Source organism: Roseobacter sp. MED193, from assembly GCF_000152965.1.
Lineage (GTDB): Bacteria > Pseudomonadota > Alphaproteobacteria > Rhodobacterales > Rhodobacteraceae > Pseudophaeobacter.
Genome location: NZ_CH902583.1, coordinates 2,216,052 through 2,239,097, shown reverse-complemented (window position 1 = coordinate 2,239,097; position 23,046 = coordinate 2,216,052). Strand labels below are relative to the sequence as shown.

The window sequence follows — 23,046 nt, the reverse complement described above, 5'->3', positions numbered from 1 at the left end:
CCTGCCGCTGGGTTGCAGAACTCAGGTTCAAAAACATAGTGACTGGCCATCGCTTTGAAGCGGGCGTTGATGTCGCGCTGTTTACCACGGCCAACGCGATCAACAGCGGTCTTCATGTTGTCATATATACCGCGCCCAGGCACACCGCCAAACACGCGGAATGCATGCCAATGAGCATCGAACAGCATCTCGTGTGTTTGCAATGGATAGGCGCGCACCAGGAATGCCCGGCTGTGCGAGAGCTTCGTATGGGCGGCCTGCAACTTGACCCGCTCACCGCCAATTGTGGCCCAGTCTTCGCTCCAATCGAACTGGAACGCTTCACCCGGTTGGAATACCAAAGGCACAAACGTGCCGCGTCCAGTTGTTTGCTCCACACGATGCCGGTCTTCACGCCATGCACGGGCAAAAGCGGCCACGCGCGCATAGGATCCCGCATAACCCAACTTCACCAAATCGGCGTGCATCTGCTTCACAGTACGCCGCTCTTTGCGCGATTTGCGTGTCTGAGCCAACAACCATGCTGATAAACGATCCGCAAACGGGTCCAACTTGCTTGGCCGTTTGGGCGTCTTGAACCTCGGCTCAACAGCGCCCTCACGCAGGTACTTCTTGATGGTGTTGCGAGACAATCCCGTCCGCCGCGCTATCTCTCGAATTGGCATATCTTCACGCAAAGCCCAACGTCGTATTACACTTAAAAATCCCATGTCGATCACTCCATATCTCCCCGAACAAAAGCGTCAGGGTAGCGGGTTCACATGGGTCAATTCTCAGTGAAAATTTATAGGCCTACCGGGTCAGTTCTCAGCGCAAATCAACACACTGCGGTCTCAACCGCCAGCTCGGTCTGGGCCAGGGCCTGCACCAGTGCATGGGGATCGCCATCGCCGGTCATCGATTGAACTGCAGTCTGTTCACCCACCTGTAGGGTATTGGCAAAGCTGGCAAAGCTGGAACGCAGCTGATCCGTGGGGCTATTGCCCTGGAACTCTGGGTCCACTTTGGTGGCGGGACGGGCGGCTGCGTAGCCACCAGCGGCGGAAGCGATAGAGCGAATATCCATTCTGGATCTCCTCGGGTGTTAGGTTACTTTCTCAGCAGATCCATCAGCGAGGCTGACATTCCACGGGTTTGTTCAAACATCTTCAGGTTGGCGTCATAGCTGCGTTGCGCCTCGCGGGCGTCGGCGATCTCGATCATCAGATCTACGTTCGATCCCTCGTAGTGACCGCTTTCATCCGCCAGGGGATGCGAAGGGTCATAGACATTCTCCAGGTCACTGCGATCGAGGACGACGCGGCCAGTCTTGACCCGCTCGACATCATTTTCCAGATCGCGCGCGGCCTCAAAGGGGACGCTTTTGCGGCGATATCCGGGGGTATCGGCGTTGGAGATGTTTTCAGAAACGTGACGCAGACGGGTGGCCTGTGCTTTCAGGCCACTGGCGGTCACACTCAGAGAGTTGGAAAATTCACTCATTGGTCATGCCCCCTTTAGCGCCCAAGACTGGTGCGCAGAATGTTCATCGATGATTTGTAGATGGCGAGCGCCCTGCTGTGCTGGCGCTTGACCTCAACCCCGTTGAGGATTTCGGTTTCGATCGAAACAGAGTTGTCGTTGGGGTCGGTGCCAACAGCTGAAGTGGTGACAGCCCAATCCATGTTGGACCCGTTGATACCATTCAGGTGTGAACCGCGTGAGGCCACCATGTCGCCTGGGCGCGGCCCGGCGGCATAGACCTCCTTAAAAGGTTTTATGTCCTTGGCGTGGTAGCCAGGGGTATCCGCGTTGGCGATGTTCTCAGACACCAGTGCCTGACGCTTGCCGGCGTGGCTGGCCATCGAATATGCGATTTTAAAAACGTTCAGTTCGGTGAACACCGGGGCTTCTCCCTCGATCAATTTCAATCAAGGCTTAACCCTGATTCCTTTAGAAATTGTTTCAGGAACTAGTTGGAGGCCTCAGGCCATGATTCCAGAGCTGAAAGCTTTGACTGAACAAATCGCCAGTAAGAAACTGGCAACTTCCATGGGACGCGTCAGTGGTATTTCTGGCGGAGAAATTGAAATTTCCGGCCTAGAGCGCGAAGCCCGAATCGGTGACCGCCTGGTTCTTGTCCGCGGCCCGGGTGATGAGCTTCACGGCGAAGTATTGAAGATTGATAGTAATAAAATCAGTATGTTACCTGATAGATCTCCGGATCGTGTGGCGATAAATGATCGGGTGAAGCTGATGCCTGCGCCAGATTTTGCCCCTGGCGACAACTGGATCGGCCGGGTCATTGATCCCTTTGGAGAGCCTCTGGATGGTCGCCCGTTGCTACGTGGCGAGAAGGCCCGCGACCTGATGGCACCGCCTCCCAAAGCGGCCGGTCGGCGTCATATGGGGGCGCGTCTGGACACTGGGCTGTCAGTGTTCAATACGATTCTCCCTATCGTTCAGGGCCAACGTATCGGTCTTTTTGCGGGCTCTGGTGTTGGTAAATCGACTTTGCTCGCAAAAATGGCGCAATTTATGCAGGCTGACGTCGTGGTCATGGCTCTGATTGGCGAACGGGGTCGCGAAGTGAATCACTTCGTCAAAGATGTTTTGGGCCCAGAAGGCATGAAACGCGCCGTTGTTGTGGCAGCGACTTCTGATCAGTCTGCGCTGGTACGGCGCCGCAGCGCCTGGGCGGCGATGACAATCGCAGAGCATTTCCGTGACCAGGGCAAGAACGTGCTGTTCATGGCGGATTCGGTCACACGCTTTGCCGAGGCCCACCGGGAAATTTCCGCCGCCTCGGGCGAGGCGCCCTCGCTACGCGGGTTCCCCCCTTCGGTGACGCCGCTGATTACTGGGCTGTGTGAGCGAGCTGGACCTGGCTCTGAGGGGCAAGGCGACATTACGGCTGTGTTCAGTGTTCTGGTCGCGGGGTCCGACATGGATGAACCCATTGCAGATATTTTGCGGGGTGTTCTGGATGGGCATATCGTGCTCAACCGAGAGATCGCAGAGCGCGGCCGGTTCCCGGCGGTCGATGTGTCACGTTCAGTCTCGCGTAGCTTGCCTGCGGCGGCGACAGACGAAGAAAACGCTACCATTCTGGAGGTGCGGAAGTTCCTGGGCTCTTATGAACAATCTGAGGTTATGATCCGCGCTGGCCTCTACTCCGAAGGCAATGACGTGGTGCTGGATCAGGCGGTAAAGATATGGCCAGAGCTGGATGCCTTCTTTGGCAAGGAAGATCCCCAGGGGGTGAGCAACAGCTTCAGCCGCCTGCAACTTATGCTGCGCCGCGTCAGCAAGGGGCGATAGGATAGGGCAAGGAGGCTCGCAGGAGCCTCCTTAACTGTTCACAAAGCAGCGCGCTCCAGCTCGCGCGATTGCGATGCAAAAAGGGCGCTTTCCAGTGCATCTGGAAGCGCCCTTTGTTTTATCTCGATCGATTGGTCAGGTAATGGCTCAGGACTGCAGGAGCGAAAGCGCCAGGGAGGCAGAGGAGTTGGAGCTTTGATAGGCTTCCAGCTCTGTCCGTGCCAGATAGGTGTTGATCAATGTCTTCATCTCTTCGGGGTCAGAAAACATCTTGAGATCATCAGAGCCAAATCGCTTTTTTGCGGCATCCTGCAGAATGTCCACCTGCTGATCAATATCAAGCAGGGCAAGATCACTTGGCAGTCCAAGTGTGGTCTGCATCATGGATTGAAGCTGCGGCTGACCAATGATGTTTAGCCATTGCCCCGTAATAGACAATTCTTCGCCTTCATCATCGAAGGTAACGAGGTCCACCAGTTCGCGTTCGGCATAAAGCGCGATCTGCATGGAGACGTCTTGTGCCCCAACCGCGTCTTCAAACGACTGAACAACATTTTTGTCCGCGATCTCCTGCATCTTGTAGGTCAGGCCAGTCACAGGTGCTAGACCGGGGCCGAACTTGAAGGCATCAGTGAAGTCGATCCAACGGTCGTCGCCCAATTTATTGGCCAGGGCATCATCCGCTTCACTACCATCTTCCAGAACTTTCTGAATCATCGCCTTTGAATCGATCTCACTTGCGAGACCGAAAGCGTTCAGGGCTACCTCCAACAAGCGGTAGTCAGAAACCAAGTCCTCTGCGGTTTTGACATTGCCGATGTTTTCCATGAAGTACTCGTTGTCGCGCTCCAGGATCGGATCTTTGTTGAAGTGCTCGAACTGGCGGTCGTAGGTGGACTGCAAGAAGGCCCAGCCAGTCAAGCCAGTTGAAGGGATGGTAGGTTCAAAGCTCATGACGGACGGATCGCCATCAAACGTTCTTCCCGTGGCAGCAGAGTGCGTAGGGATTTCAAGCACCTGTAGTGATTGTCCTCCAACAGGGCTTCTGTGGCGTCGGCAAGCGCACTGCGGCTATCAGCATCCAAAAAGACCTGGCTCAGTTCTTCGATCCGGCGCAGCATTGGCAGGCGATCTTCTTCGGGGTCACTGTCGCCAGTCAAAATCAGTTGAGCTGCATAGCACACTCGACGAACAGGCGTATTGGCGTTTTCTGGATGGATGGCATCGCGTAGGCGCAGGATATTGGCATCTGGCGTCACGATGGACAGGCGGCTCCGTCTGTCGCCGTTTTCAATAACGGCGCCGTTGACCAGAACCCGCTCTTTCGGGGCCAGTTTGAGAACAAGTCCACTCATATTTAGGTTGCTCCGCTGCGGAGGCCGCGCAAGACGGCCATGTTGATTTCAATCAGCGCTCTCACATTCGCTTTGCGCGATAGGACCTTGCTGGTGTGCTGACGGGTAAATTCAGCTAGGTAAAACAGATTATCTTTAACATCTTGCGGCAACTGGTTGTCCGATGAAGCGAGATCCGCGGTGAAAATGTTCCACATCTTGCGGTTCTTGTGCAGCGCTTCAGTTAGGACTTTGAACCCCTCGGTTCCCTTGTTCGCGCTAGCGACCTTATGTGCAGCAAGTAAATTTTGCGTCGAGCGAGCGACGATATCATATTCTTTGTCTACGGTCGTTCTGGTCGGGGCCTTTGCCGCAGAATAGGCACTCTTCGCTTTCAGCAGTGCGTTCACGTGTTTTCCTAACGTATTATTTCTTCAGATTCTCTGAGAAGAGGGGCCCAGGGCGTGAATGACACGCCCTGGGTTAGGTATTTTAACGGAACAGCTGCTGCAGAGTTTCCGGTGCCGAGTTGGCAATGGTAAGTGCCTGAACACCAAGCTGCTGCTGAGTTTGCAGAGCTTTTAGTCGAGCGGATGCTTCTTCCATGTTGGTATCAACAAGTGCACCAATGCCGGACTTCATGGCGTCGGTTACTTTAGAAACAAACTCGTTCTGCTTCTCGATACGGGCAGCGGAGGCGCCCAGAGCAGCAGCACCGTCAACAGCGGCCTGGATCAGAGCTTCGATGTCATCGATCGATGCTTCGGCAGTGGTCGCATCGCTCATGTCAACGGAGGTCAGGTTGAGGCCTGCTTCAAAGTCAACCGAAGCAACGGTGATGTTGGAGGCAGTCACGGTACCAGATGCATCACGGTCCAGCGAAGACAGAACAGTGATGTCGCCACCGGCGGTGTTCAGCAGGTTGGCGCCGTTGAACTGCGAAGCACCAATCACGGAAGTGATCTGGTTTTTCAGCTCGTCAACGTCAGCTTCCAGCTTGGCGTGGTCAACGTTTTCACCAGTTGCGGCAACAACTTTTTCCTTCATTTCTTTCAGAAGGTCGGTGATCTGCTCGGCACCCGCAGTTGCAACAGCAACAGTGGATTCACCCAGGGACAGCGAGTCAGATACGGCTTCAAAGCCAGCAACGTCAGATTCCATAACTTTGGAAATCGCCCAGATGGCCGAGTTATCTTTGGCAGAATCGACTTCTTTACCAGTGGAGATCTGGTTCTGAGTCTCTGTCAGGTCGCTGTTGATAGAAGACAAAGTCTGCAGAGCAACCATTGCGCCATTGTTTGTCAGAATACTGGTCATAGCTTTTTTCCTTTAGCGATTGAGACACTTTAGTCTCAGTAGTTTTCCCTGCCCCAGAAGGGGGCGTTTTGGCGTCTTTCTGACAATGCGTTTGCCTGTCGGCTTTCGCGCCACCTCAGTGATGAGATGCAAGGAGACATTGCGTCTAAAGTTGCTAAGAGAGTGCTAATGTTCAAAACCACATTCCGTAGAATTTTACTAAACCCTGGAGCGACTTAGCTCCCGTGTTTCAGCTGCGTTTTTCCAGCCGTTGCCCCATGGTTGTTCCATAGCGCGCCTTGCGGCCAGCACGGTCATAAACATCCAGTCCCTTTTTGACACGACGCAGTTCAGCCATGCGTGTGGCGACACTGCGAATGCCTTCCATAGCGCTGTTGAGCAGTTCCTGATTTCGCGACACCTTTGTTTGTACCTGGGCCAGGGCTGTTCGTTCCAATGTGTCGATGGTGTTGAGATTCGCGATGATCGCTTCCTTGCGAGCGAGGAGACCTTCGATCTGTTGCAGCTCGCCGCGCACCAATGCGCTGCGTTCCTGGTCAAGAATCTCGTCCAACTCATCAATAAGGCTTTGGGGGTTTTGGTGGGTCAGTTGTGGGTTTGGGTCAGTCATTAGAGGAATCCTTCATTGCTTGATAAAGTGATTCGGCGAGGCCAATGCCGCCGGCTTCGGTAATCTGTTCTGCCTGGGCGCGGACCAGAAAGCTGCTGAACTGGTCCTCGCCTTCGCCGCCGCCGCCAAGGCCCTCGCGGCTTTTCCCAAGCCCCGCAGATTTCAACATTTCCGTTAGAAAAGAAGCTTCTAACTTCTTTGCAGCATCGCGAATCGCGTCATCCGGTGTGGGCTGTTGAAGCCTGGGTGGCGCTGTTGTCGCCTGATGAACTGTCGTTAGATTGGGCATCCTGCACCTCGCTCCAGTTTTAATTCAGATTTGCTTGATTTTTCTGAGAATGCCTCAGGAGCGGTTAAAATTACCGTAACCGCTTTGCTCTAGAGCTGGGGGCATCGAGATAGAATGTCTGGAATCCGAATGCTCACAAATGTACTCCTTGGCCAGCTGCGTTCTGGCGCGACTGACCCAGTTGGCGTTAAGGCGACAGAAAGCCCCCAACGGCAGCAAACAACCCGCAGCTTTTCCGATCACATGGATGATCGTGCCCGAAGAGATGAGGCAAAGCTGGCGTCTGAAAAAGAGCGCTCCAAGCAGGCTGAAAAAGCAGCTGAGCAGCGAGAGGCGGATGGTCGATCTAAAGACGTTGATCAGAAGCAGCCCAATGCAGGTAAATCCGCAGCTCAAGAGGCAGAGACACCGCGCTCTGCTCGGGATGCGAGTGATGGGGAAACCGCTGCTGAGATCGGCATGAGCGAGACCTCGACCGAGGGCAAAATCTCTTTAGAAACTGAGCTATCGACCTCCGAAGGTGAGGTGAAGAGCGCCGAAACAGGCGTTTTGGACACTGATTCTGTATCCGATACCGCGCTGCCTGCTGCCGTAGAGGTTGCAGCGCAAGAGACAGAAGTTCCCCCTGTAGGGATTGCTCAGGGCGTTGATGGAAAGCCTGATACTGCAAAAACTGCTGTGGACCCTGATGCCACTGCCCGGGCTCAGAAACCCGTGGGCGCTGTTGGTGCGCAGGGGGCTGTCGCAGCGGAGCAGGGGGGCGAAAATGCAACGCCGCTGGCGGATGAGGTTCCCGCAGCACAGGGCGACAGTGCTGAAGGCGAAAGCGCAAATGTGCCTCGTGCGGCGCAATCCACTGCCAGTACCCAAGTTACAGCTGGTTTAGCTGCTCCCACGGGACAGACCTCAGCTCAGTCTTCTAAGACCACAGTTCAAACCGGCACCGCACCGGCTGAGGCTGTGATCAATGCAGATGATACAGCGCAGGCTGGGGCATTGGATGCGGAGCTGGGCGATAAGCTTCCAGAGCAGTCAGCGGCAACATCGGCTGTTACCCGTGCGCAAGATGCAGCGATTCGCCGTAGCGAGATGCGCGCCGCAGCGGCGGGATCTGCGCCCGTAACACAGACCTCTGGGCCGGATGAGACGACCCTAGCGGAGGGTGCAGCGGCGGATGAGGCCGCAGTTGACGATGCGACAGAGACCTCTCAGCCGACGGCAAATGCAAAATCCGCAAGCTCAGGAGAGGCACAGGCAGCGGCAGCTGCGAGCCAATCCCGTGGCACACCGTCCACTGAACCAGGGCGTCGGGCGGAGGGGCGGGCCCGCGAAGCCCGTGACGCGCAGGCCGTAGTCTCTGGTAATGCATCACCCGCGAACACAGCCCCCAAACCGACGACAGCTGCAGCTGCGCAGATTAGCGCCGTGCAGCAGGCCTTTGCCGCCCAGATGCTTGCCGGTGACGCCTCTGGCGCTGGTGCTGGCCTTGGGGGCGAGGCGCAACTGCTGAGCGCTGATCTCACACCAGATCTGCCGGGTTTGTCACAACTCTTGACTGAGGCTGTGGCTCAGCCGGGAACCGTACATCGCCCGGAAACACCCCGGTTGGTTGCAGTGCAACTGGCCCAGGCCTTTTTTGCCAAGGGGGAGCGCAATGTTGATGTGGCTCTGAACCCCGAAGAGTTGGGGCGGGTCAAGATGCGGGTCTCCACCAGCGAGACGGGAATCACTGTGGTCATCCAGACCGAGCGGGCCGAAACCGGTGATTTGATGCGCCGCCATATCCATGAACTGGCGGATGAGTTCCGTAAAATGGGTTTTGAAAACGTCTCGTTTGAATTCAATGGCGGCGGCGCTTCGGGTGGCCAGACCAGTAGCGAAGGCGAGAGCGCATCCGGCATGGGTACATCATCCAACACAGACGAATTGGATGACCTGGCAGCGTCTGAGCTTGCAGAAAAACAGGTACAACACCTCCGGTTTGGAAATGCCGGCGTGGACATGAGGGTCTAACTGATGACGACAGAAGTTTCTGGCACCAACTACAATACAGCGACAGCTAACAGCGCCTCCGCTGGGGGGGGCACCAATCTAACCTCTGATTTTGATACTTTCATCAAGCTATTGACGGCACAGGCCAAGTATCAGGACCCCACGGAGCCAATGGACAACACGGAATACGCCTCTCAGCTCGCGGAATTCTCCATGGTTGAGCAGCAGGTTCTGACCAATGATAACCTGGGGTCTGCGTTGGAGCAGCTGGGACTGGGCAATATGGCGGCCTTGACGGGCTGGGTCGGCATGGAAGTGCGTGCTGCCACAGCAGCGAGTTTTGACGGCACCACCCCAGTCAATGTGTCTCCCAACCCTGCAGCTGCGGCGGATGAAGTTACGCTTGTGGTCCGAAATGCAGATGGGGATGAGGTCAACCGCATCTCGCTGCCAGTCAGTGCAGAGCCCTATGATTGGGACGGCACCGGCTTTGACGGGGATACCGTTCCGGCAGGGGATTATACTTTCATCGTCGAAAGCTCGGTGGATGGAGAGGTTGTCCTGTCTGAGATGGCGGAAGTCTACACCACTGTGCAGGAAACCCAATTGGCGGGCAGTGATGTTGTCTTGATCAACGAAACCGGCTTTGCAATCTTGGCGACCTCGGTCACAGCGCTGCGCGACCCCGCAGCGGAACAAATGGAACAAGAAGAGGCTTGATCCAAACGGCGCCGCAGGGTCTAGAGATGTTGCTCCCTAAGAACGGAGCTGCCCAAAGCGGAGTGTGACGTCCTGCAAGACCTGGATACAGATTTTGATCAGCGGTTTTTCCAATCGCTCAAGGCGCAGGGGCTGGTGGCCGCTGCGCCTATTCCCTTGCAGGGGGGGCGATCTAACCGGGTCTGGCGGGTTGGCGACCTCGTCATAAAACTCTATTTGAAACAGGACGATAACCCGCTGTTCGACAATGATCCGGCGAGAGAGGCCGCAGCCCTGACGGCCTTGTCCGGGACCGGCATGGTTCCGCCTTTGCAAGGCGCGGGTTGTTTTGAGGGCCATGATTGGTTGATCTATGGTCACATCACCGGCGCGCCGTGGCAGCAGGATAGCGGCCATGTGGCCCAGCTTTTGGGACGGTTGCATGACCAGCCAGAGTTCGGCGGTCTGCCATTAGGCGTCAATGGCAGCGCTGAGCTGGAGGCGCAGGGGAATGCAATTCTCTCTCACTGCACCTTGACGACCGATTTGGTTGCTGAGCTGCAACGGAGGTGCCCAATTGGTCAGGTGCCTCCTCTAAAACAATTGGCGTTGATCCATGGTGATCCAGTGCCGGGGAACCTACTGGCCCATGACGGCACGCTGACGCTGATTGACTGGCAATGCCCGCAAATGGGCGACCCAAGCGAGGATCTGGCGCTGTTTCTGTCGCCGGCCATGCAGTTTCTTTATCGAGGCGCGGTGCTGTCACAGGCCGAGGAAGAGGCCTTTCTTTCCGCCTACCCCGATCCACGTATTGTAGGGCGATATCTATCCTTAAAGCCCTGGTTTCATTGGCGTATGGCAGCCTATTGCCTTTGGCGCTGCAGGCGGGGAAATCCACAGGACAGGCAGGCCTGTGATCTGGAGCTGGCGGCTATGGATCAATCCATCAGCCCCAAAACTGCGTAGGACGGTGGCATAAGAATTCGCCTGGCACGGCCAAAGGGGAAGCGAGACATGCCCTGCAGTGCGGGGGAATAGGGGAGGTCGGGTATCTTGTCCTGCGTCAGATCCGCCAACAAACGCCCAGCATAGCTGCCCATGGCAACGCCATTTCCATGGTAACACAACCCAGCAAAAAGACCGGGATTATCCGGTATCGGACCGACAAAGGGCACCAAATTACGCGCCATACAGACCATTCCAGACCAGAAATGTGTGCCCTCAACTTCGCGCCATGCGGGGAATAAGGTCTCGAAATGGCTGCGCAGAAGCCGGCGAATAGAGGCCTCAGCACGGGGGGAGGCAAACAGACCGCCGCGCATGCCGAAGAGAAAGCGCCTGTCTGGCATCAGACGGAAATAATGCAGCAGGTTGCGAGTGTCATAGGCCATCTGATCGCTGAACCAACCCTGCGCCTGTAGCTCGGCTTCGCTCAGTGGGCGGGTCACCATGACCGTTGATTGGGCCGGGAGATAACGCCCGGACAGCCACTTTGGCAGCCCATCCCAAGAGTACCCATTGGTAGCAATGATGACCTTTTTGGCGCGCACTTGCCCACTTGGGGTGGTCAGGACATGCCCGCCAGAGGTGGGTGCCAGTTTGGTCACAGGGCTGTATTGGAACAGCTTGGCACCAGCATTTTCGGCGGCGCGGGCGATGCCAAAGAGGTACTTGCGCGGGTTGAGGCCAAAGCCAACAGGTGTTGTCAGCGCACCAAAGAAGGTTCCGCTCATCCCCTGCGCTGCAAGATCCTCCTTTTCCAGCAGTTGGGGCGTGTCCCCTGCCGCTGCGATCTGATCCGCTTCGCGGCGCAGGGCGGCCATGGCACGGGGGCTGTGGGCCATCCGGGTTTCACCCTTGGAATGCGTGTCCGCGTCTATCCCGTGGCGCTCCAGCAGGCTGCGCACCAATTCGATGCTTGCCAATTCTCCAGCAGCGTAGGTTTCGGTGGCTTGCTGGCCGTATTTGCGCTGCATGGCAGTGCCAGAAAGCATGGTCCCGCCCAGGCAGCAAAAGCCGCCATTGCGCCCGGAAGCCCCCCAGCCGGGTGTCTCTGCCTCCAAGACCGCAACGCTGGTGCCGGTTTCTGCCAGGTGCAGCGCTGCCGACACGCCGGTAAAGCCGCCGCCAATGACGGCGACATCAACATTCAGCTCCCCGGCCTGCCGCGGCCAGGGGGGCGCATCCACGGTTTCATCCCACCAGCAGTTTTCGCGTGGCGCGGGGCCATAGGCGTAGTCGGAAAAGATCCTTCGCATTAGTTGCGCCCAGCCTCTTTTTCTTCACGCTGTTGCCGTACGATCTGGCGCTTGTTGACCAGCGAAGCGGTGAGGACGCCTATGGTGACAATTGCAATCATCAGGGTCGAGAGGGCATTGATTTCGGGAGAGACGCCTAGGCGCACCGCCGAATAGATCTTGATCGGCAGCGTTGTCGCCGCAGGCCCAGAGGTAAAGGAGGCGATGACCAGATCGTCCAGCGACAGGGTAAAGGCCAACAGCCAGCCTGAAATGACCGCGGGCGCAATGATCGGCAGGGTGACCAGCCGGAAGGCCTCAGAAGGAGAGCAACCAAGATCCAGCGCGGCCTCTTCCAGCGACCTGTCGAAGGTCACCAGCCGCGAGGACACCACCACCGAGACATAGCACATGGAAAAGGTTGTATGGGCCAGCACGATGGTCAGGACACCCCGATCCAAGCCGATGCCGATGAACAGCAAAAGCAGCGACAGGCCAGTGATGACTTCCGGCATCACCAGCGGTGCGTAGATCATGCCGGAAAACAGGGTGCGTCCCATAAACCGCCCGCCGCGCACCAGAACATAGGCGGCCATTGTGCCCAGAACCGTTGCGATGGTTGACGATATCACCGCCACTTTAATGGTCACCCAGGCGGCACTGAGAAAGGCCTCGTTCTGCATCAACTCGCCGTACCATTTGGTCGAGAACCCGGCCCAGACAGTGACCAGTTTGCTTTCGTTGAAACTGTAGATCACCAGGATCAGCATCGGGACATAGAGAAAGGCAAAGCCAAGTGTCAGCGAAACGGTATTGAACCAGCTCATGCGTTTCATTGCTCGGCCTCCTGCTGTTTCTGCTGGTTGCGCTGGAACAGCACGATGGGGATGATCAGGAGCAGCAACAGAACCACGGCCACGGCCGAGGCCACGGGCCAGTCGCGGTTGGAGAAGAACTCTTCCCACAGGACCTTGCCGATCATCAGCGTATCGGATCCACCGAGGAGCGAAGGAATAACGAATTCGCCCAACACAGGGATAAAGACCAGGAAACAGCCAGCGATGATGCCGGTTTTGGACAGCGGGATAGTCACCAGCCAAAAGGCCGAAAGGCGGGAGCAGCCTAGATCCTCAGCGGCCTCAATGAGGGATTCGTCAAGCCGCTCCAGAGCGGCATATATCGGCAGGATCATGAAAGGCAGATAGGTGTAGACGATGCCAATATAGACGGCTGTATTGGTGTTCAGGATGGTCAGCGGCTCTGAAATCACCCCGGTCCAAAGTAAAAACTGATTGAGAAAGCCCTCGTTCGACAGAATGCCCATCCAAGCATAGACCCGGATCAGGAAAGAGGTCCAGAAGGGTAGGATCACCAGCATCATCAGAGTGGCACGCCATTCCTGCGGCGCGCGCGCCATAGCGTAGGCCATGGGATAGCCGACCAGCAGGGTCAGCAGCGTTGAAATAGCAGCGATCTTGAGTGAGCTGAGATAGGCTTTCCAGTAGAGATCATCCTGGGTCAGAAAGACGAAGTTTTCAAAATCCAGCTCTGACAGGAAGGCCCAGATACCAGTGGCCCAATCAAAATGAGGGGTATAGGGCGGGCGGGCCAAGGCCACATCGGAAAGCGAGATCTTAAAGACGATGACAAAAGGCACCAGGAACAGCGCCAAGAGCCAAAGATAGGGGATAGCAATCAGGGTAAAGCGGCGCATCATGCAGCCAAGAGAACGCCTGCCGTGGCGGTCCAGGACAGCCAGACAGTGTCTTCCCATGTGAAGGCACGACGTGAAATTCGGCGGGTATTGGCGCTTTGAGCCTTGATCACTGCACCAGAGGGCAATTCAACATGGTAGGTCGACAGATTGCCGAGATAGGCAATGTCGAGGATCTTGCCTTCCACTACGTTATCGGCCCCGGTGGGTTTCTCCGCATTGATGGTGACCTTTTCCGGCCGTATCGCCAGATGGCAGCTCTGGCCATCGGAGAAGCTACTTGGCGATTTAACGTTCAGTGGGGCTTGTCCGTCTTTCCAGGCGACAGAATAGCTCTCTTCGCCATTTGGTGTGGCGATGCCGTCGATTATGTTCACTTCACCAATAAAATCAGCGACATAGACCGAGTTTGGGGTCTCATAGATACGGTCGGGGGTGGCGACCTGAATGATCCTGCCGTTGTCCATAACGGCAACGCGGCTGGCGACGGTCATCGCTTCTTCCTGATCATGGGTCACAATGACAAAGGTGGTTCCAGTCTTTTCCTGAATGTCCATCAGCTCAAACTGGGTGTCCTGACGCAGCTTTTTGTCCAGCGCGCCTAAGGGTTCATCCAGCAGCAGAAGTTTGGGCTTTTTGGCAAGAGAGCGCGCCAGAGCAACCCGCTGACGCTGACCACCCGATATTTGGTGTGGCTTGCGGCTGGCAAATTTCTCCAGCCGGGTCAGGCGCAGCATTTCGTTCACTCGGTCACTGATCTGCGGCTTGGCCATGCCTTCGCGTTTCAGGCCAAAGGCGATGTTTTCCCAGATACTCAAATGCGGAAACAGCGCATAGGATTGAAACATCATATTGGTGGCGCGTTTGTTTGGGGGCACAGGCGCCATGTCCTGTCCGGCCAGATAGATGCTGCCCTCGGTGGGCGTTTCAAACCCGGCGAGCATGCGCATCATCGTGGTCTTGCCGCAGCCCGAGGGGCCCAATAGCGCAAAGAACTCTTTCTCGTAGATACCGATGGTTAGATCGTCGATCGCCGTGAAGTCGCCAAATCGCTTGGTGACGTTCTGGAACTGGATCAAGGGCTTGGCCTCTGGATCGTTCCAGGGTTCGAATACAGGAATAGTCAAGCTGCGTCCCCCGCAATTTCTGAAGACGCTGGTTGCTCGCCGCGCTGTCAGAGGTTTGTCGCAATTAGGCAAAGGCAGGGCGCGCTGGGCGCCCTGCCGGATCGATTAAGATCAGGTGCCGGATTTGATCTTGGTCCACATGCGGGTCACCACACGCTGCACCTTGGGGGCATAGGGCGTGGTGGTGAAGAGGTTCGCCAATGTGGCCTCATCCGGGTAGATGGCTGGATCGCCAATCACGTCTTCGACCAGGAACTCCTGCGATGCCTTGTTGCCGTTGGCGTAGTAAACATAGTTCGATGCGTCCGCCATGTTCTTTGGATCCATGATGAAATTCAGGAACACATGCGCGGCATCTGGATTGGGGGCGTCGACAGGAATTGCCATCTGGTCAAACCACATCTGCGCGCCCTCGACAGCCGCATGGTAGGCGATTTCGACACCGTTCTCTGCTTCGGCGGCTCGGTCCCGCGCCTGCAGAACATCTCCAGACCAACCAACGGCGACACAAATGTCACCATTCGCCAGGCCATTGATATACTCGGAAGAGTGGAATTTCTGGATATAGGGACGAATACCCATAAAGACAGCTTCGGCCTTGGCCAGTACTTCGGGGTCATGGCTGTCGGGGTCTTCGCCGATATATTTCAACGCAGCTGGGATCATTTCGGCGGGCGCGTCTAGGAAATGGACACCACACTCGCCCAGTTTTTCCATATTTGCGGGGTTGAAAACCAGCTCAAGTGAGTTGATTGGAGCGTCGTCGCCCAGCAGTTCCTTCACTTTGCCGACGTTCACGCCGATGCCAGTGGTCCCCCACATATAGTTGACGGAATAGGCATTTTCCGGGTCGTATTGTTCGGTGCGAGATTCCACGACATCCCACATGTTTTTGTGGTTAGGTAGTTTGGACATGTCCAGTTTCTGGAATGCGCCTGCCACGATCTGGCGCTGTAGGAATGTGCCACTCGGCACCACCACATCATACCCGGAGCCACCTGCCAGCATTTTAGTTTCCAGCAATTCATTGCTGTCGAAGACATCATAGATCAGTTTGATACCGGTTTCGGTTTCGAACTTTTCCAGCAGTGCTTCATCAATATAGTCAGACCAGTTGTAGACGCGTACTTCTTCGGCCATGGCTGCGGAGCCGAGCAATGCGACAAGAGCGGTCGTTGTCATCATTTTGAGTGTCATTGTTATCTCCCTGTGGGTACCGGTGTTGGCCCGGCTGACCTAGATTTGATCAAGTTTTGCCTCATTCGGCAATACTGTTTATGTTTCCACTGGGCAGAACTTCGTGCAAGCTGCCCAAAATTTAGGAGGAAAACCGCAAGTGTCGATGACCAAAACAGTAGCTCAGTCCGGCCAGACTGACCCCGATGAGGGGCCAAAACTACCGGCCCATGAGATCGTCTATCAACAACTGCGGGCGCAGATCCTATTTGGAGAGCTGGCGCCAGGGCAGGCGGTTACCATTCAGGGGCTAACGGAGTCCCTTGGGGCGGGTATGACCCCAGTGCGCGAAGCCATTCGCAGATTGATTTCAGATGGGGCGCTGATGTTTCAGGGCAACCGCCGAGTTTCGGTGCCGGTTCTGAGCTCCGCGGATATTGATGAGCTAGGTTTTGTAAGGAAAACAATAGAGTCTGAGCTGGCTCGCCGGGCATCCCTGCGGATGAATGCGGTGCAGATTGCCCGTTTGGAAGCGATTGATATTGCCTTGGATCGGGCTATCTCTGCCGGGGATGTCGCGGGCTATTTGGTGCAAAATTACAGCTTCCATTCTGAGCTCTACGCCTGCGCCAATGCCCCCATCATGGCAGATCTTGCCGACCGGCTTTGGCTACGGTTTGGTCCTTCACTTAGGGTGGTCTGTGGGCGCTTTGGTACCCAGAGCTTCCCGGACCGGCATAAGGACATCATCGAAGCGATGCGCCGAGGGGAGCCAGAAAAAGTGGCGCAGGCCATGGAAAAAGACGTGGCGCAGGGCATGGAGCAGGTAACTCAAGGGTTAGGCGGTGCCAACTGATTCGATTGACAAGGTGAAATTTGATCATATTCTGGGCGCAATCTCTCATTGATGGAGTCTGCCTGATGAACGCGATCACCAATCACATGCCCACAGCCGAATTGCAGGCTCTGGATGCCGCCCACCATATGCACCCTTTCACGGCCAACGGGGAACTGGCCGAAAAAGGCAGCCGTATCATTACTCGGGCGTCGGGCGTGACGCTGACCGATAGCGAGGGCAACCAGATCCTGGATGCTATGGCGGGCCTGTGGTGCGTCAATATCGGTTATGGCCGCGATGAGCTGGCTGACGTTGCCGCGCGTCAGATGCGCGAGCTGCCCTATTACAACACTTTCTTCCAGACCACCCATGTGCCTGCGATTGCTCTGGCCGCCAAAATTGCCGAGCTGGCGCCGGGGGATCTGAATCATGTGTTCTTTGCCGGGTCTGGATCGGAAGCCAACGATACCAATATCCGCATGGTGCGGCACTATTGGGCGCTGAAGGGCAAGCCGACAAAATCCATCATCATCAGTCGCAAAAATGCCTATCACGGCTCCTCTGTCGGCAGCGGCTCGTTGGGTGGGATGAGTGCTATGCACGAGCAGGGTGGCCTGCCGATCCCTGACATTCATCACATTAATCAGCCTCATTGGTGGGCCGAAGGGGGTGACACGCCTGAGGATGATTTTGGTCTGGAACGGGCGCAGGAGCTGGAAGCGGCGATTCTGGAACTGGGTGAGGACCGCGTTGCTGCCTTCATCGCCGAGCCCGTTCAGGGCGCTGGCGGTGTTATTGTGCCGCCTGCCACATACTGGCCTGAAATTCAGCGGATCTGCGACAAATATGAAATCCTGCTGATCGCAGATGAAGTCATCTGTGGCTTTGGTCGGACTGGTAATTGGTTCGGGTCACAGACCATGGGCATCCGTCCGGATATCATGACGATCGCCAAAGGGCTGTCCTCTGGCTATGCCCCCATCGGTGGCTCTGTTGTCAGTGATGAGGTTGCCGCTGTTATTGCCTCGGATGAGTTTAATCATGGCTATACCTATTCTGGTCATCCCGTGGCCTCAGCGGTGGCGCTGGAAAACCTGCGAATCCTCGAAGAAGAGAATGTCGTCAGCCACGTTCAGGATGTTGCTGGTCCCTATCTGAAAGAGAAGTGGGAATCATTGGTTGATCATCCGCTGGTGGGCGAGGCTAAGATCGTCGGCATGATGGGGTCGATTGCTTTGACCCCAAACAAGGCGACGCGCGCAGCCTTTCCTGATGCGGGAACGGTTGGGTTTATTTGCCGCGAACGCTGTTTTGCCAATAACCTGGTGATGCGGCATGTTGGGGATCGGATGATTATTTCGCCACCGTTGGTCATCACGCAAGAAGAGATAGACGTATTGATTGCCCGCGCCCGCACCTCTCTGGATGAGTGCTATGAGATTTTGCAGGAGAAAGGCCTTTTGCAAAGTGCCTGAATCGCAGGTGTTCTGGAAAACGAGCGCCTAAATTGCAGCAGGTCGCCATTGCCCTGGCGCAACCTGCTGCGGCAGCTGTGGCGGGGCCTAAGGGTGAAAGGCCGGGCCAGAGCCTCAAAATGGTCCCGCGCCAAAGAGGGTGCGGGGCTTTCTTCTGGTTTTGTGTCCCAGCCCTCTTATGGTTTCCCCAGCGTTAGCGTAAACAAGTCGATACTTGTCGCAAAAATCACTTTGATGGTCGCAGTCGGTTCTTACTGGCGAGGACATGCCCCTAGTCTGGATAAACAACGGTAATCAGATGATGTGGTTGCATCCCCTGCTAAGGGTATGCTTACATCACGACAGAAGCGCAGAACCAATCTGCCGATTACATAAAACGGGGAGCCTGCTTTGGCTGATGCGTCGAATAATGACGCGTTCGTAGAATTCGAACGCGTGCAGAAGAGCTACGACGGTGAGAACCTTGTCGTAAAAGATCTGAACCTCATTATGCCCAAAGGTGAGTTCCTCACCATGTTGGGGCCCTCGGGTTCTGGTAAAACCACCTGCTTGATGATGTTGGCTGGATTTGAGACGGCAACCCATGGCGATATTCGCCTTGGTGGCACCTCGATCAACAACATCCCGCCGCATAAACGTGGCATTGGCATGGTGTTTCAGAACTACGCCCTTTTCCCGCATATGACCATTGCCGAGAACCTCTCCTTCCCGCTGGAAGTTCGCAAGATGGGCAAGTCCGAGCGTGAGGAAAAGGTAAAGCGCGCTCTGGATATGGTGGAAATGGGCGCCTTTGGCGGTCGCCGCCCCTCGCAGCTTTCTGGTGGCCAACAGCAGCGTATCGCTCTGGCGCGGGCGCTGGTGTTTGAACCCGAGCTGGTTTTGATGGATGAGCCGCTTGGCGCGCTGGACAAACAGCTGCGGGAAAAGATGCAGTTTGAAATTACCCACCTGGCGCACCGCCTCGGGATTACTGTTGTCTATGTGACTCATGACCAGACCGAAGCCCTGACCATGTCGGACCGTGTTGCGGTCTTTGAGGATGGCCGTATTCAGCAGCTGGCACCGCCAGACAAGCTGTATGAAGAACCACAAAATAGTTTTGTTGCGCAGTTCATTGGCGAGAACAACACGCTCGAGGGCGTGGTCAAAGAGATCAACAACGGCGTCGCGCTGGTGCAGCTGGATGGCGGTGAGTTGATCGATTGTCGGCCCGTGAATGTCAGCAAACCTGGCGAGCGGACACGTGTTTCCATTCGCCCAGAGCGCGTCGAATACAATAAGGACCGTCTTGCCGAGGGGGTTCATACCCTGAAGGCTGAGGTGCTCGAGTTCATTTACATGGGTGACATTTTCCGCACCCGTCTGCGGGTTGCAGGCAACGATGAATTTGTCATCAAGACACGGAACGCGCCTGATCAGGTCCGTCTGAAACCTGGCCAGCAAATCGAAATTGGCTGGTTGCCTGACGACTGCCACGCGCTGGACGCCTGATCTATACCCCACATAAGAACAACTCCCGGCAGCTATGACCGGGAGGGTAAAAGATAACGAACGACTTTCAACAAGGAGAGATCTCTCATGAAGATGACAAAACTGTCAGCATTGGCAATGACCACAGCGCTGATCGCGCCTGCGGCATTTGCCGAAGACATGGCGAACGAAATGACGCTGGTATCCTGGGGCGGTGCCTACCAGTCCAGCCAGCACAAAGCCTATGTTGAGCCCTATCTGGCGGCAAACGATGGCGTCAAAGCCGTTTGGGACGAAAGCTCAGCGGAAGCGGTTGCCAAGCTGCGCGCCATGAACGAAGCCGGCAACGTGACTTGGGATCTGGTTGACGTTGTTGCCTCTGACGCGATGCGCCTGTGCGACGAAGGTCTGGCTGAAGAAATCAACCACGACGAAGATCTGGCCGCTGCCCCCGATGGCACCTCGGCTTCTGACGACTTCGGCGACCTGCTGGTTTCTGACTGCTTTGTGCCTCAGATCGTTTACTCGACCACCTTTGGCTACCGTACCGACCTGGTTGGCGCCGAAGCACCTACCTCTGTTTGCGACATCTTTGACCTGGCGAAATTCCCAGGCAAGCGTTCGCTGCAGAAGCGCCCAATCGACAACATGGAATGGGCTCTGTACTGCGACGGCGTTGCGAAGGACGGTATCTATGACGTCCTGGGCACCGATGAAGGTGTGACCCGCGCGCTGAACAAGCTCGACACCATCAAAGACAGCGTTGTTTGGTGGTCTGCTGGTGCAGAAACCCCTCAGCTGCTGGCTGATGGCGAAGTTATCATGGGCTCCACCTACAACGGTCGCCTTTTCTCAGCCATTGCTGAGCAGAATCAGCCAATCGGGATGCTCTGGGACATGCAGTCCTTTGACCTGGACGGCTGGATCGTTCCCGCCGGTCTGCCTGCGGACCGTAAAGCCCGCGCAATGGACTTCCTGAAGTTCGCCACCGACACCCAGCGTCTTGCTGATCAGGCGGCTTACATCTCCTACGGTCCGGCACGTGCCTCTTCGGCGCCACTGGTTGGTAAGCACGCTGAACTGGGTATCGAAATGGCGCCTCACATGCCAACCGATCCTGCCAACGCTGGCAACGTTCACACCTATGACTACGAATGGTGGGCAGACAACCGCGATGATCTGGACGCAAAATTCCAGGCCTGGTTGGTTAAATAATCTGACCTCGTTGTGACAACGGGAAAGGGCCCGGCACAGTCTGGGCCCTTTCTCCACCAACCAAAAAAGACCCGACGGGGACCCCCACCATGAGTGACACCACCCAAAACGGCCCAGTGCTGGCCGCTGATGGCACGCCGCTAAAGCGCAGCCTCGCAAAGGCACTGCGGATGCAAAAGCTCAGGGCTTTGATGCTGATCGCACCGCTGCTCTTGTTTATCCTTGTGACTTTTATCCTGCCTGTTGGCGACATGCTGTTCCGGTCGGTGGATAACCGCATTGTTCAGGAGGTTTTGCCAAGAACTGTGGCTGCTCTTGAGAATTGGGATCCTGCCTCGCCGGACCTGCCCGATGAAGCGGTTTTCGCCGCCCTGGCAGTGGATCTAAAGGCTGCAGCAGAGATCAAGGTTCACACCAAAGTGGCCAAACGTCTGAACTATGAAAACCCTGGACTGTCCTCGGTGTTTCGTAAATCAGGTCGCAAGATCAGAAAATGGGATGTTGAGAACGAAGGCCCCTACAAGGAGCGCCTGATCGAGCTCAACGATGGCTGGGCCGATATCGAACTGTGGCGCACCATCAAGACCTATTCGGGCACCCGTACCATTGGGTATTTCCTCAATGCGGTAGATATGAAGCTGGGGGCCGAAGGCGCCGAGGTGCGCCCGGAAACAGAACGTATTTACAACACCATGCTGATCCGAACCATGCGGATGTCGCTGATCATTACTTTCAGCTGTATCATGCTGGGGTATCCGGTCGCCTGGTTGCTGGCCAATATTACGACACGCTCCGCCAATATGCTGTTGATTCTGGTGCTTTTGCCCTTCTGGACCTCGCTGCTGGTGCGGACCTCCTCCTGGAAAATCCTGCTGCAGCAACAAGGCGTCATCAATGACGTGCTGGTCTGGATAGGTATTGTTGGCGATGACAACAGATTGGTGCTGATCAACAACGAGCTGGGGACGATCATTGCGATGACCCATATCCTGCTGCCGTTCATGATCCTGCCAATGTACTCGGTGATGCAGACGATCCAGCCGACCTACCTACGTGCGGCCAAGTCGCTGGGCGCCACCAACTGGACGGCTTTCTGGCGGGTTTACTTCCCGCAGTCCATTCCAGGTATTGGCGCGGGCTCGATCCTCGTCTTTATCCTAGCGGTTGGCTACTACATCACACCTGCCCTGGTGGGCGGTACCAAAGGGACCTTCATCTCGAACCTGATTGCCTATCACATCTCGACATCGGGCAACTGGGGTCTGGGTGCGGCACTGGGTGCGATCCTTCTCGCAGTGGTGCTGTTGCTCTACTGGGTCTATGACAAAATTGTCGGCATCGACAACGTGAAGCTGGGGTAACCGACAATGAGTGCACTTCCTCCATACGCGACCACCGGCCAGCGGGCTTGGTACTACTCCTTTCGGGTGATCTGTGGGTTGATATTTTTCTTCCTGATTGCTCCGATCGTGGTGATCATCCCGCTGAGCTTCAATGCGCAGGACTTCTTCACCTTCACACCTGAAATGCTTCGGTTGGATCCGGAAGGGTTTTCGCTGAAGCACTATCGTGACTTCTTTGGCAATGACTCTTGGCAAAGTGCCATGTGGAACTCGCTGAAGATTGCCCCCATGGCAACGATTGTCTCTGTGACCTTCGGAACCTTGGCGGCGATTGGTCTCAGCCAGCCCCACGTGCCCTTCCGGCGTGCCATCATGGCGATCCTGATCTCGCCGATGATCGTGCCGCTGATCATTTCGGCCGCTGGCATGTATTTCTTCTACAGCCGTATCGGCCTGCAGGGGACATATATCGGTGTGGTTCTCGCCCATGCGGCCCTGGGTATTCCCTTTGTCATTATTACCGTAACCGCGACGCTTGTGGGCTTTGACCGCTCGCTGACCCGCGCGGCGGCAAATATGGGCGCAGACCCGGTAACCACCTTCTTCCGCATTCAGATGCCCCTGATCCTGCCTGGCGTGATCTCCGGTGGTCTGTTTGCCTTTATCACGTCGTTTGATGAGGTTGTTGTGGTTCTCTTTGTTGGCTCGGCCGGTCAGAAAACCCTGCCTTGGCAGATGTTCATCGGGCTGCGCGAACAGATCTCGCCCACCATCTTGGCGGTGGCGACGATTCTGGTGGCAATCTCAATTGCGCTGCTGGCAACTGTTGAACTGCTGCGCCGTCGTTCCGAACGCCTGCGGGGTATGAGCCCAAGCTAAGCGCGGCTCATCTCATATCGTTCTGACA

At 56.1% G+C, this 23,046-nt stretch carries 24 protein-coding genes and 1 pseudogene; 10 read left to right on the top strand and 15 right to left on the bottom strand.

The window, feature by feature from the left end; all coding sequences use genetic code 11:
* The 4 genes from istA to MED193_RS13115 form a co-directional block, all read right to left on the bottom strand.
* Positions 1 to 710, bottom strand: a 710-nt coding sequence (gene istA / locus MED193_RS13130; RefSeq protein WP_039966879.1) for an IS21 family transposase, incomplete at its 3' end; no start/stop codon positions are given.
* 107 nt (positions 711 to 817) lie between these two features.
* Positions 818 to 1,066 carry a flagellar hook-basal body protein FliE gene (locus MED193_RS13125; protein ID WP_009810218.1) on the bottom strand — a complete coding sequence of 83 codons (249 nt, stop codon included), beginning with the start codon at positions 1,064 to 1,066 and terminating at the stop codon, positions 818 to 820.
* Between the two features lie 23 nt (positions 1,067 to 1,089).
* The gene (gene flgC, locus MED193_RS13120; RefSeq protein WP_009810217.1) at positions 1,090 to 1,482 is read right to left on the bottom strand and encodes a flagellar basal body rod protein FlgC; all 393 of its coding nucleotides are present in this window, start codon (positions 1,480 to 1,482) and stop codon (positions 1,090 to 1,092) included.
* A 14-nt stretch (positions 1,483 to 1,496) separates the two neighbouring features.
* Entirely contained in the window at positions 1,497 to 1,883 is a 387-nt protein-coding gene (locus MED193_RS13115) for a FlgB family protein (protein WP_039966877.1), read from the bottom strand.
* Positions 1,884 to 1,971: 88 nt separating this feature from the next.
* On the opposite strand from MED193_RS13115, the gene MED193_RS13110 reads away from it, so the two are divergent.
* Positions 1,972 to 3,300: a FliI/YscN family ATPase gene (locus tag MED193_RS13110; protein ID WP_009810215.1), complete on the top strand. Its 1,329-nt coding sequence runs from the start codon at positions 1,972 to 1,974 to the stop codon at positions 3,298 to 3,300.
* Positions 3,301 to 3,447: 147 nt separating this feature from the next.
* On the opposite strand, the gene MED193_RS13105 is transcribed toward MED193_RS13110, so the two are convergent.
* From MED193_RS13105 to MED193_RS13080, 6 genes are all read right to left on the bottom strand, one after another.
* Complete coding sequence (locus MED193_RS13105) at positions 3,448 to 4,254, bottom strand: DUF1217 domain-containing protein (RefSeq protein WP_009810214.1); 807 nt, start codon at positions 4,252 to 4,254, stop codon at positions 3,448 to 3,450.
* The gene (flbT, locus tag MED193_RS13100; RefSeq protein ID WP_009810213.1) at positions 4,251 to 4,655 is read right to left on the bottom strand and encodes a flagellar biosynthesis repressor FlbT; all 405 of its coding nucleotides are present in this window, start codon (positions 4,653 to 4,655) and stop codon (positions 4,251 to 4,253) included. Before flbT ends, MED193_RS13105 begins: the two co-directional genes overlap by 4 nt.
* 2 nt (positions 4,656 to 4,657) lie before the next feature.
* A complete protein-coding gene (gene flaF / locus MED193_RS13095) occupies positions 4,658 to 5,044 on the bottom strand; it encodes a flagellar biosynthesis regulator FlaF (RefSeq protein WP_009810212.1) in 387 nt (128 codons plus the stop codon).
* Positions 5,045 to 5,126: 82 nt separating this feature from the next.
* On the bottom strand, positions 5,127 to 5,951 hold the full coding sequence (locus MED193_RS13090; RefSeq protein WP_009810211.1) for a flagellin: 825 nt from the start codon (positions 5,949 to 5,951) through the stop codon (positions 5,127 to 5,129).
* Between the two features lie 229 nt (positions 5,952 to 6,180).
* The gene (locus tag MED193_RS13085) at positions 6,181 to 6,561 is read right to left on the bottom strand and encodes a flagellar protein FlgN (protein WP_009810210.1); all 381 of its coding nucleotides are present in this window, start codon (positions 6,559 to 6,561) and stop codon (positions 6,181 to 6,183) included.
* The gene (locus MED193_RS13080) at positions 6,554 to 6,850 is read right to left on the bottom strand and encodes a rod-binding protein (RefSeq protein WP_009810209.1); all 297 of its coding nucleotides are present in this window, start codon (positions 6,848 to 6,850) and stop codon (positions 6,554 to 6,556) included. Before MED193_RS13080 ends, MED193_RS13085 begins: the two co-directional genes overlap by 8 nt.
* Positions 6,851 to 6,979: 129 nt before the next feature.
* On the opposite strand from MED193_RS13080, the gene MED193_RS22315 reads away from it, so the two are divergent.
* The 3 genes from MED193_RS22315 (at position 6,980) to MED193_RS13065 (ending at position 10,510) form a co-directional block, all read left to right on the top strand.
* Complete coding sequence (locus MED193_RS22315) at positions 6,980 to 8,863, top strand: flagellar hook-length control protein FliK (RefSeq protein ID WP_009810208.1); 1,884 nt, start codon at positions 6,980 to 6,982, stop codon at positions 8,861 to 8,863.
* 3 nt (positions 8,864 to 8,866) lie between these two features.
* Positions 8,867 to 9,562, top strand: a complete 696-nt coding sequence (locus MED193_RS13070) for a flagellar hook capping FlgD N-terminal domain-containing protein (RefSeq protein WP_009810207.1) — start codon at positions 8,867 to 8,869, stop codon at positions 9,560 to 9,562.
* 135 nt (positions 9,563 to 9,697) lie between these two features.
* Positions 9,698 to 10,510, top strand: coding sequence for an aminoglycoside phosphotransferase family protein (locus tag MED193_RS13065; RefSeq protein ID WP_009810206.1), 813 nt, complete (start codon positions 9,698 to 9,700; stop codon positions 10,508 to 10,510).
* Here the strand turns inward: MED193_RS13065 and MED193_RS13060 are convergent.
* From MED193_RS13060 to MED193_RS13040, 5 genes are all read right to left on the bottom strand, one after another.
* Entirely contained in the window at positions 10,483 to 11,802 is a 1,320-nt protein-coding gene (locus tag MED193_RS13060) for an FAD-binding oxidoreductase (protein WP_009810205.1), read from the bottom strand. The two genes, MED193_RS13065 and MED193_RS13060, sit on opposite strands and share 28 nt — an antisense overlap.
* A complete protein-coding gene (locus tag MED193_RS13055; RefSeq protein WP_009810204.1) occupies positions 11,802 to 12,617 on the bottom strand; it encodes an ABC transporter permease in 816 nt (271 codons plus the stop codon). The genes MED193_RS13060 and MED193_RS13055 overlap by 1 nt, the downstream gene beginning before the upstream one ends.
* The gene (locus MED193_RS13050) at positions 12,614 to 13,495 is read right to left on the bottom strand and encodes an ABC transporter permease subunit (protein WP_039966874.1); all 882 of its coding nucleotides are present in this window, start codon (positions 13,493 to 13,495) and stop codon (positions 12,614 to 12,616) included. Before MED193_RS13050 ends, MED193_RS13055 begins: the two co-directional genes overlap by 4 nt.
* Complete coding sequence (locus tag MED193_RS13045) at positions 13,495 to 14,622, bottom strand: ABC transporter ATP-binding protein (protein WP_009810202.1); 1,128 nt, start codon at positions 14,620 to 14,622, stop codon at positions 13,495 to 13,497. Before MED193_RS13045 ends, MED193_RS13050 begins: the two co-directional genes overlap by 1 nt.
* A 111-nt stretch (positions 14,623 to 14,733) precedes the next feature.
* Positions 14,734 to 15,819: a polyamine ABC transporter substrate-binding protein gene (locus MED193_RS13040; RefSeq protein ID WP_009810201.1), complete on the bottom strand. Its 1,086-nt coding sequence runs from the start codon at positions 15,817 to 15,819 to the stop codon at positions 14,734 to 14,736.
* A 145-nt stretch (positions 15,820 to 15,964) separates the two neighbouring features.
* Here MED193_RS13040 and MED193_RS13035 point away from each other — a divergent pair, with 145 nt between their 5' ends.
* From MED193_RS13035 to MED193_RS23250, 6 genes and pseudogenes are all read left to right on the top strand, one after another.
* Positions 15,965 to 16,654, top strand: coding sequence for a GntR family transcriptional regulator (locus MED193_RS13035; RefSeq protein WP_009810200.1), 690 nt, complete (start codon positions 15,965 to 15,967; stop codon positions 16,652 to 16,654).
* Positions 16,655 to 16,719: 65 nt separating this feature from the next.
* Positions 16,720 to 18,111: an aspartate aminotransferase family protein gene (locus MED193_RS13030; RefSeq protein WP_039966180.1), complete on the top strand. Its 1,392-nt coding sequence runs from the start codon at positions 16,720 to 16,722 to the stop codon at positions 18,109 to 18,111.
* Positions 18,112 to 18,501: 390 nt separating this feature from the next.
* Complete coding sequence (locus MED193_RS13025; RefSeq protein ID WP_009810198.1) at positions 18,502 to 19,602, top strand: ABC transporter ATP-binding protein; 1,101 nt, start codon at positions 18,502 to 18,504, stop codon at positions 19,600 to 19,602.
* 87 nt (positions 19,603 to 19,689) lie between these two features.
* Positions 19,690 to 20,796: an extracellular solute-binding protein gene (locus tag MED193_RS13020; RefSeq protein WP_009810197.1), complete on the top strand. Its 1,107-nt coding sequence runs from the start codon at positions 19,690 to 19,692 to the stop codon at positions 20,794 to 20,796.
* 89 nt (positions 20,797 to 20,885) lie between these two features.
* Positions 20,886 to 22,157, top strand: coding sequence for an ABC transporter permease (locus tag MED193_RS23255; RefSeq protein ID WP_009810196.1), 1,272 nt, complete (start codon positions 20,886 to 20,888; stop codon positions 22,155 to 22,157).
* A 15-nt stretch (positions 22,158 to 22,172) separates the two neighbouring features.
* Positions 22,173 to 23,018: pseudogene (locus tag MED193_RS23250) on the top strand (ABC transporter permease); the annotation flags it as partial.
* Positions 23,019 to 23,046 lie beyond the last annotated feature (28 nt).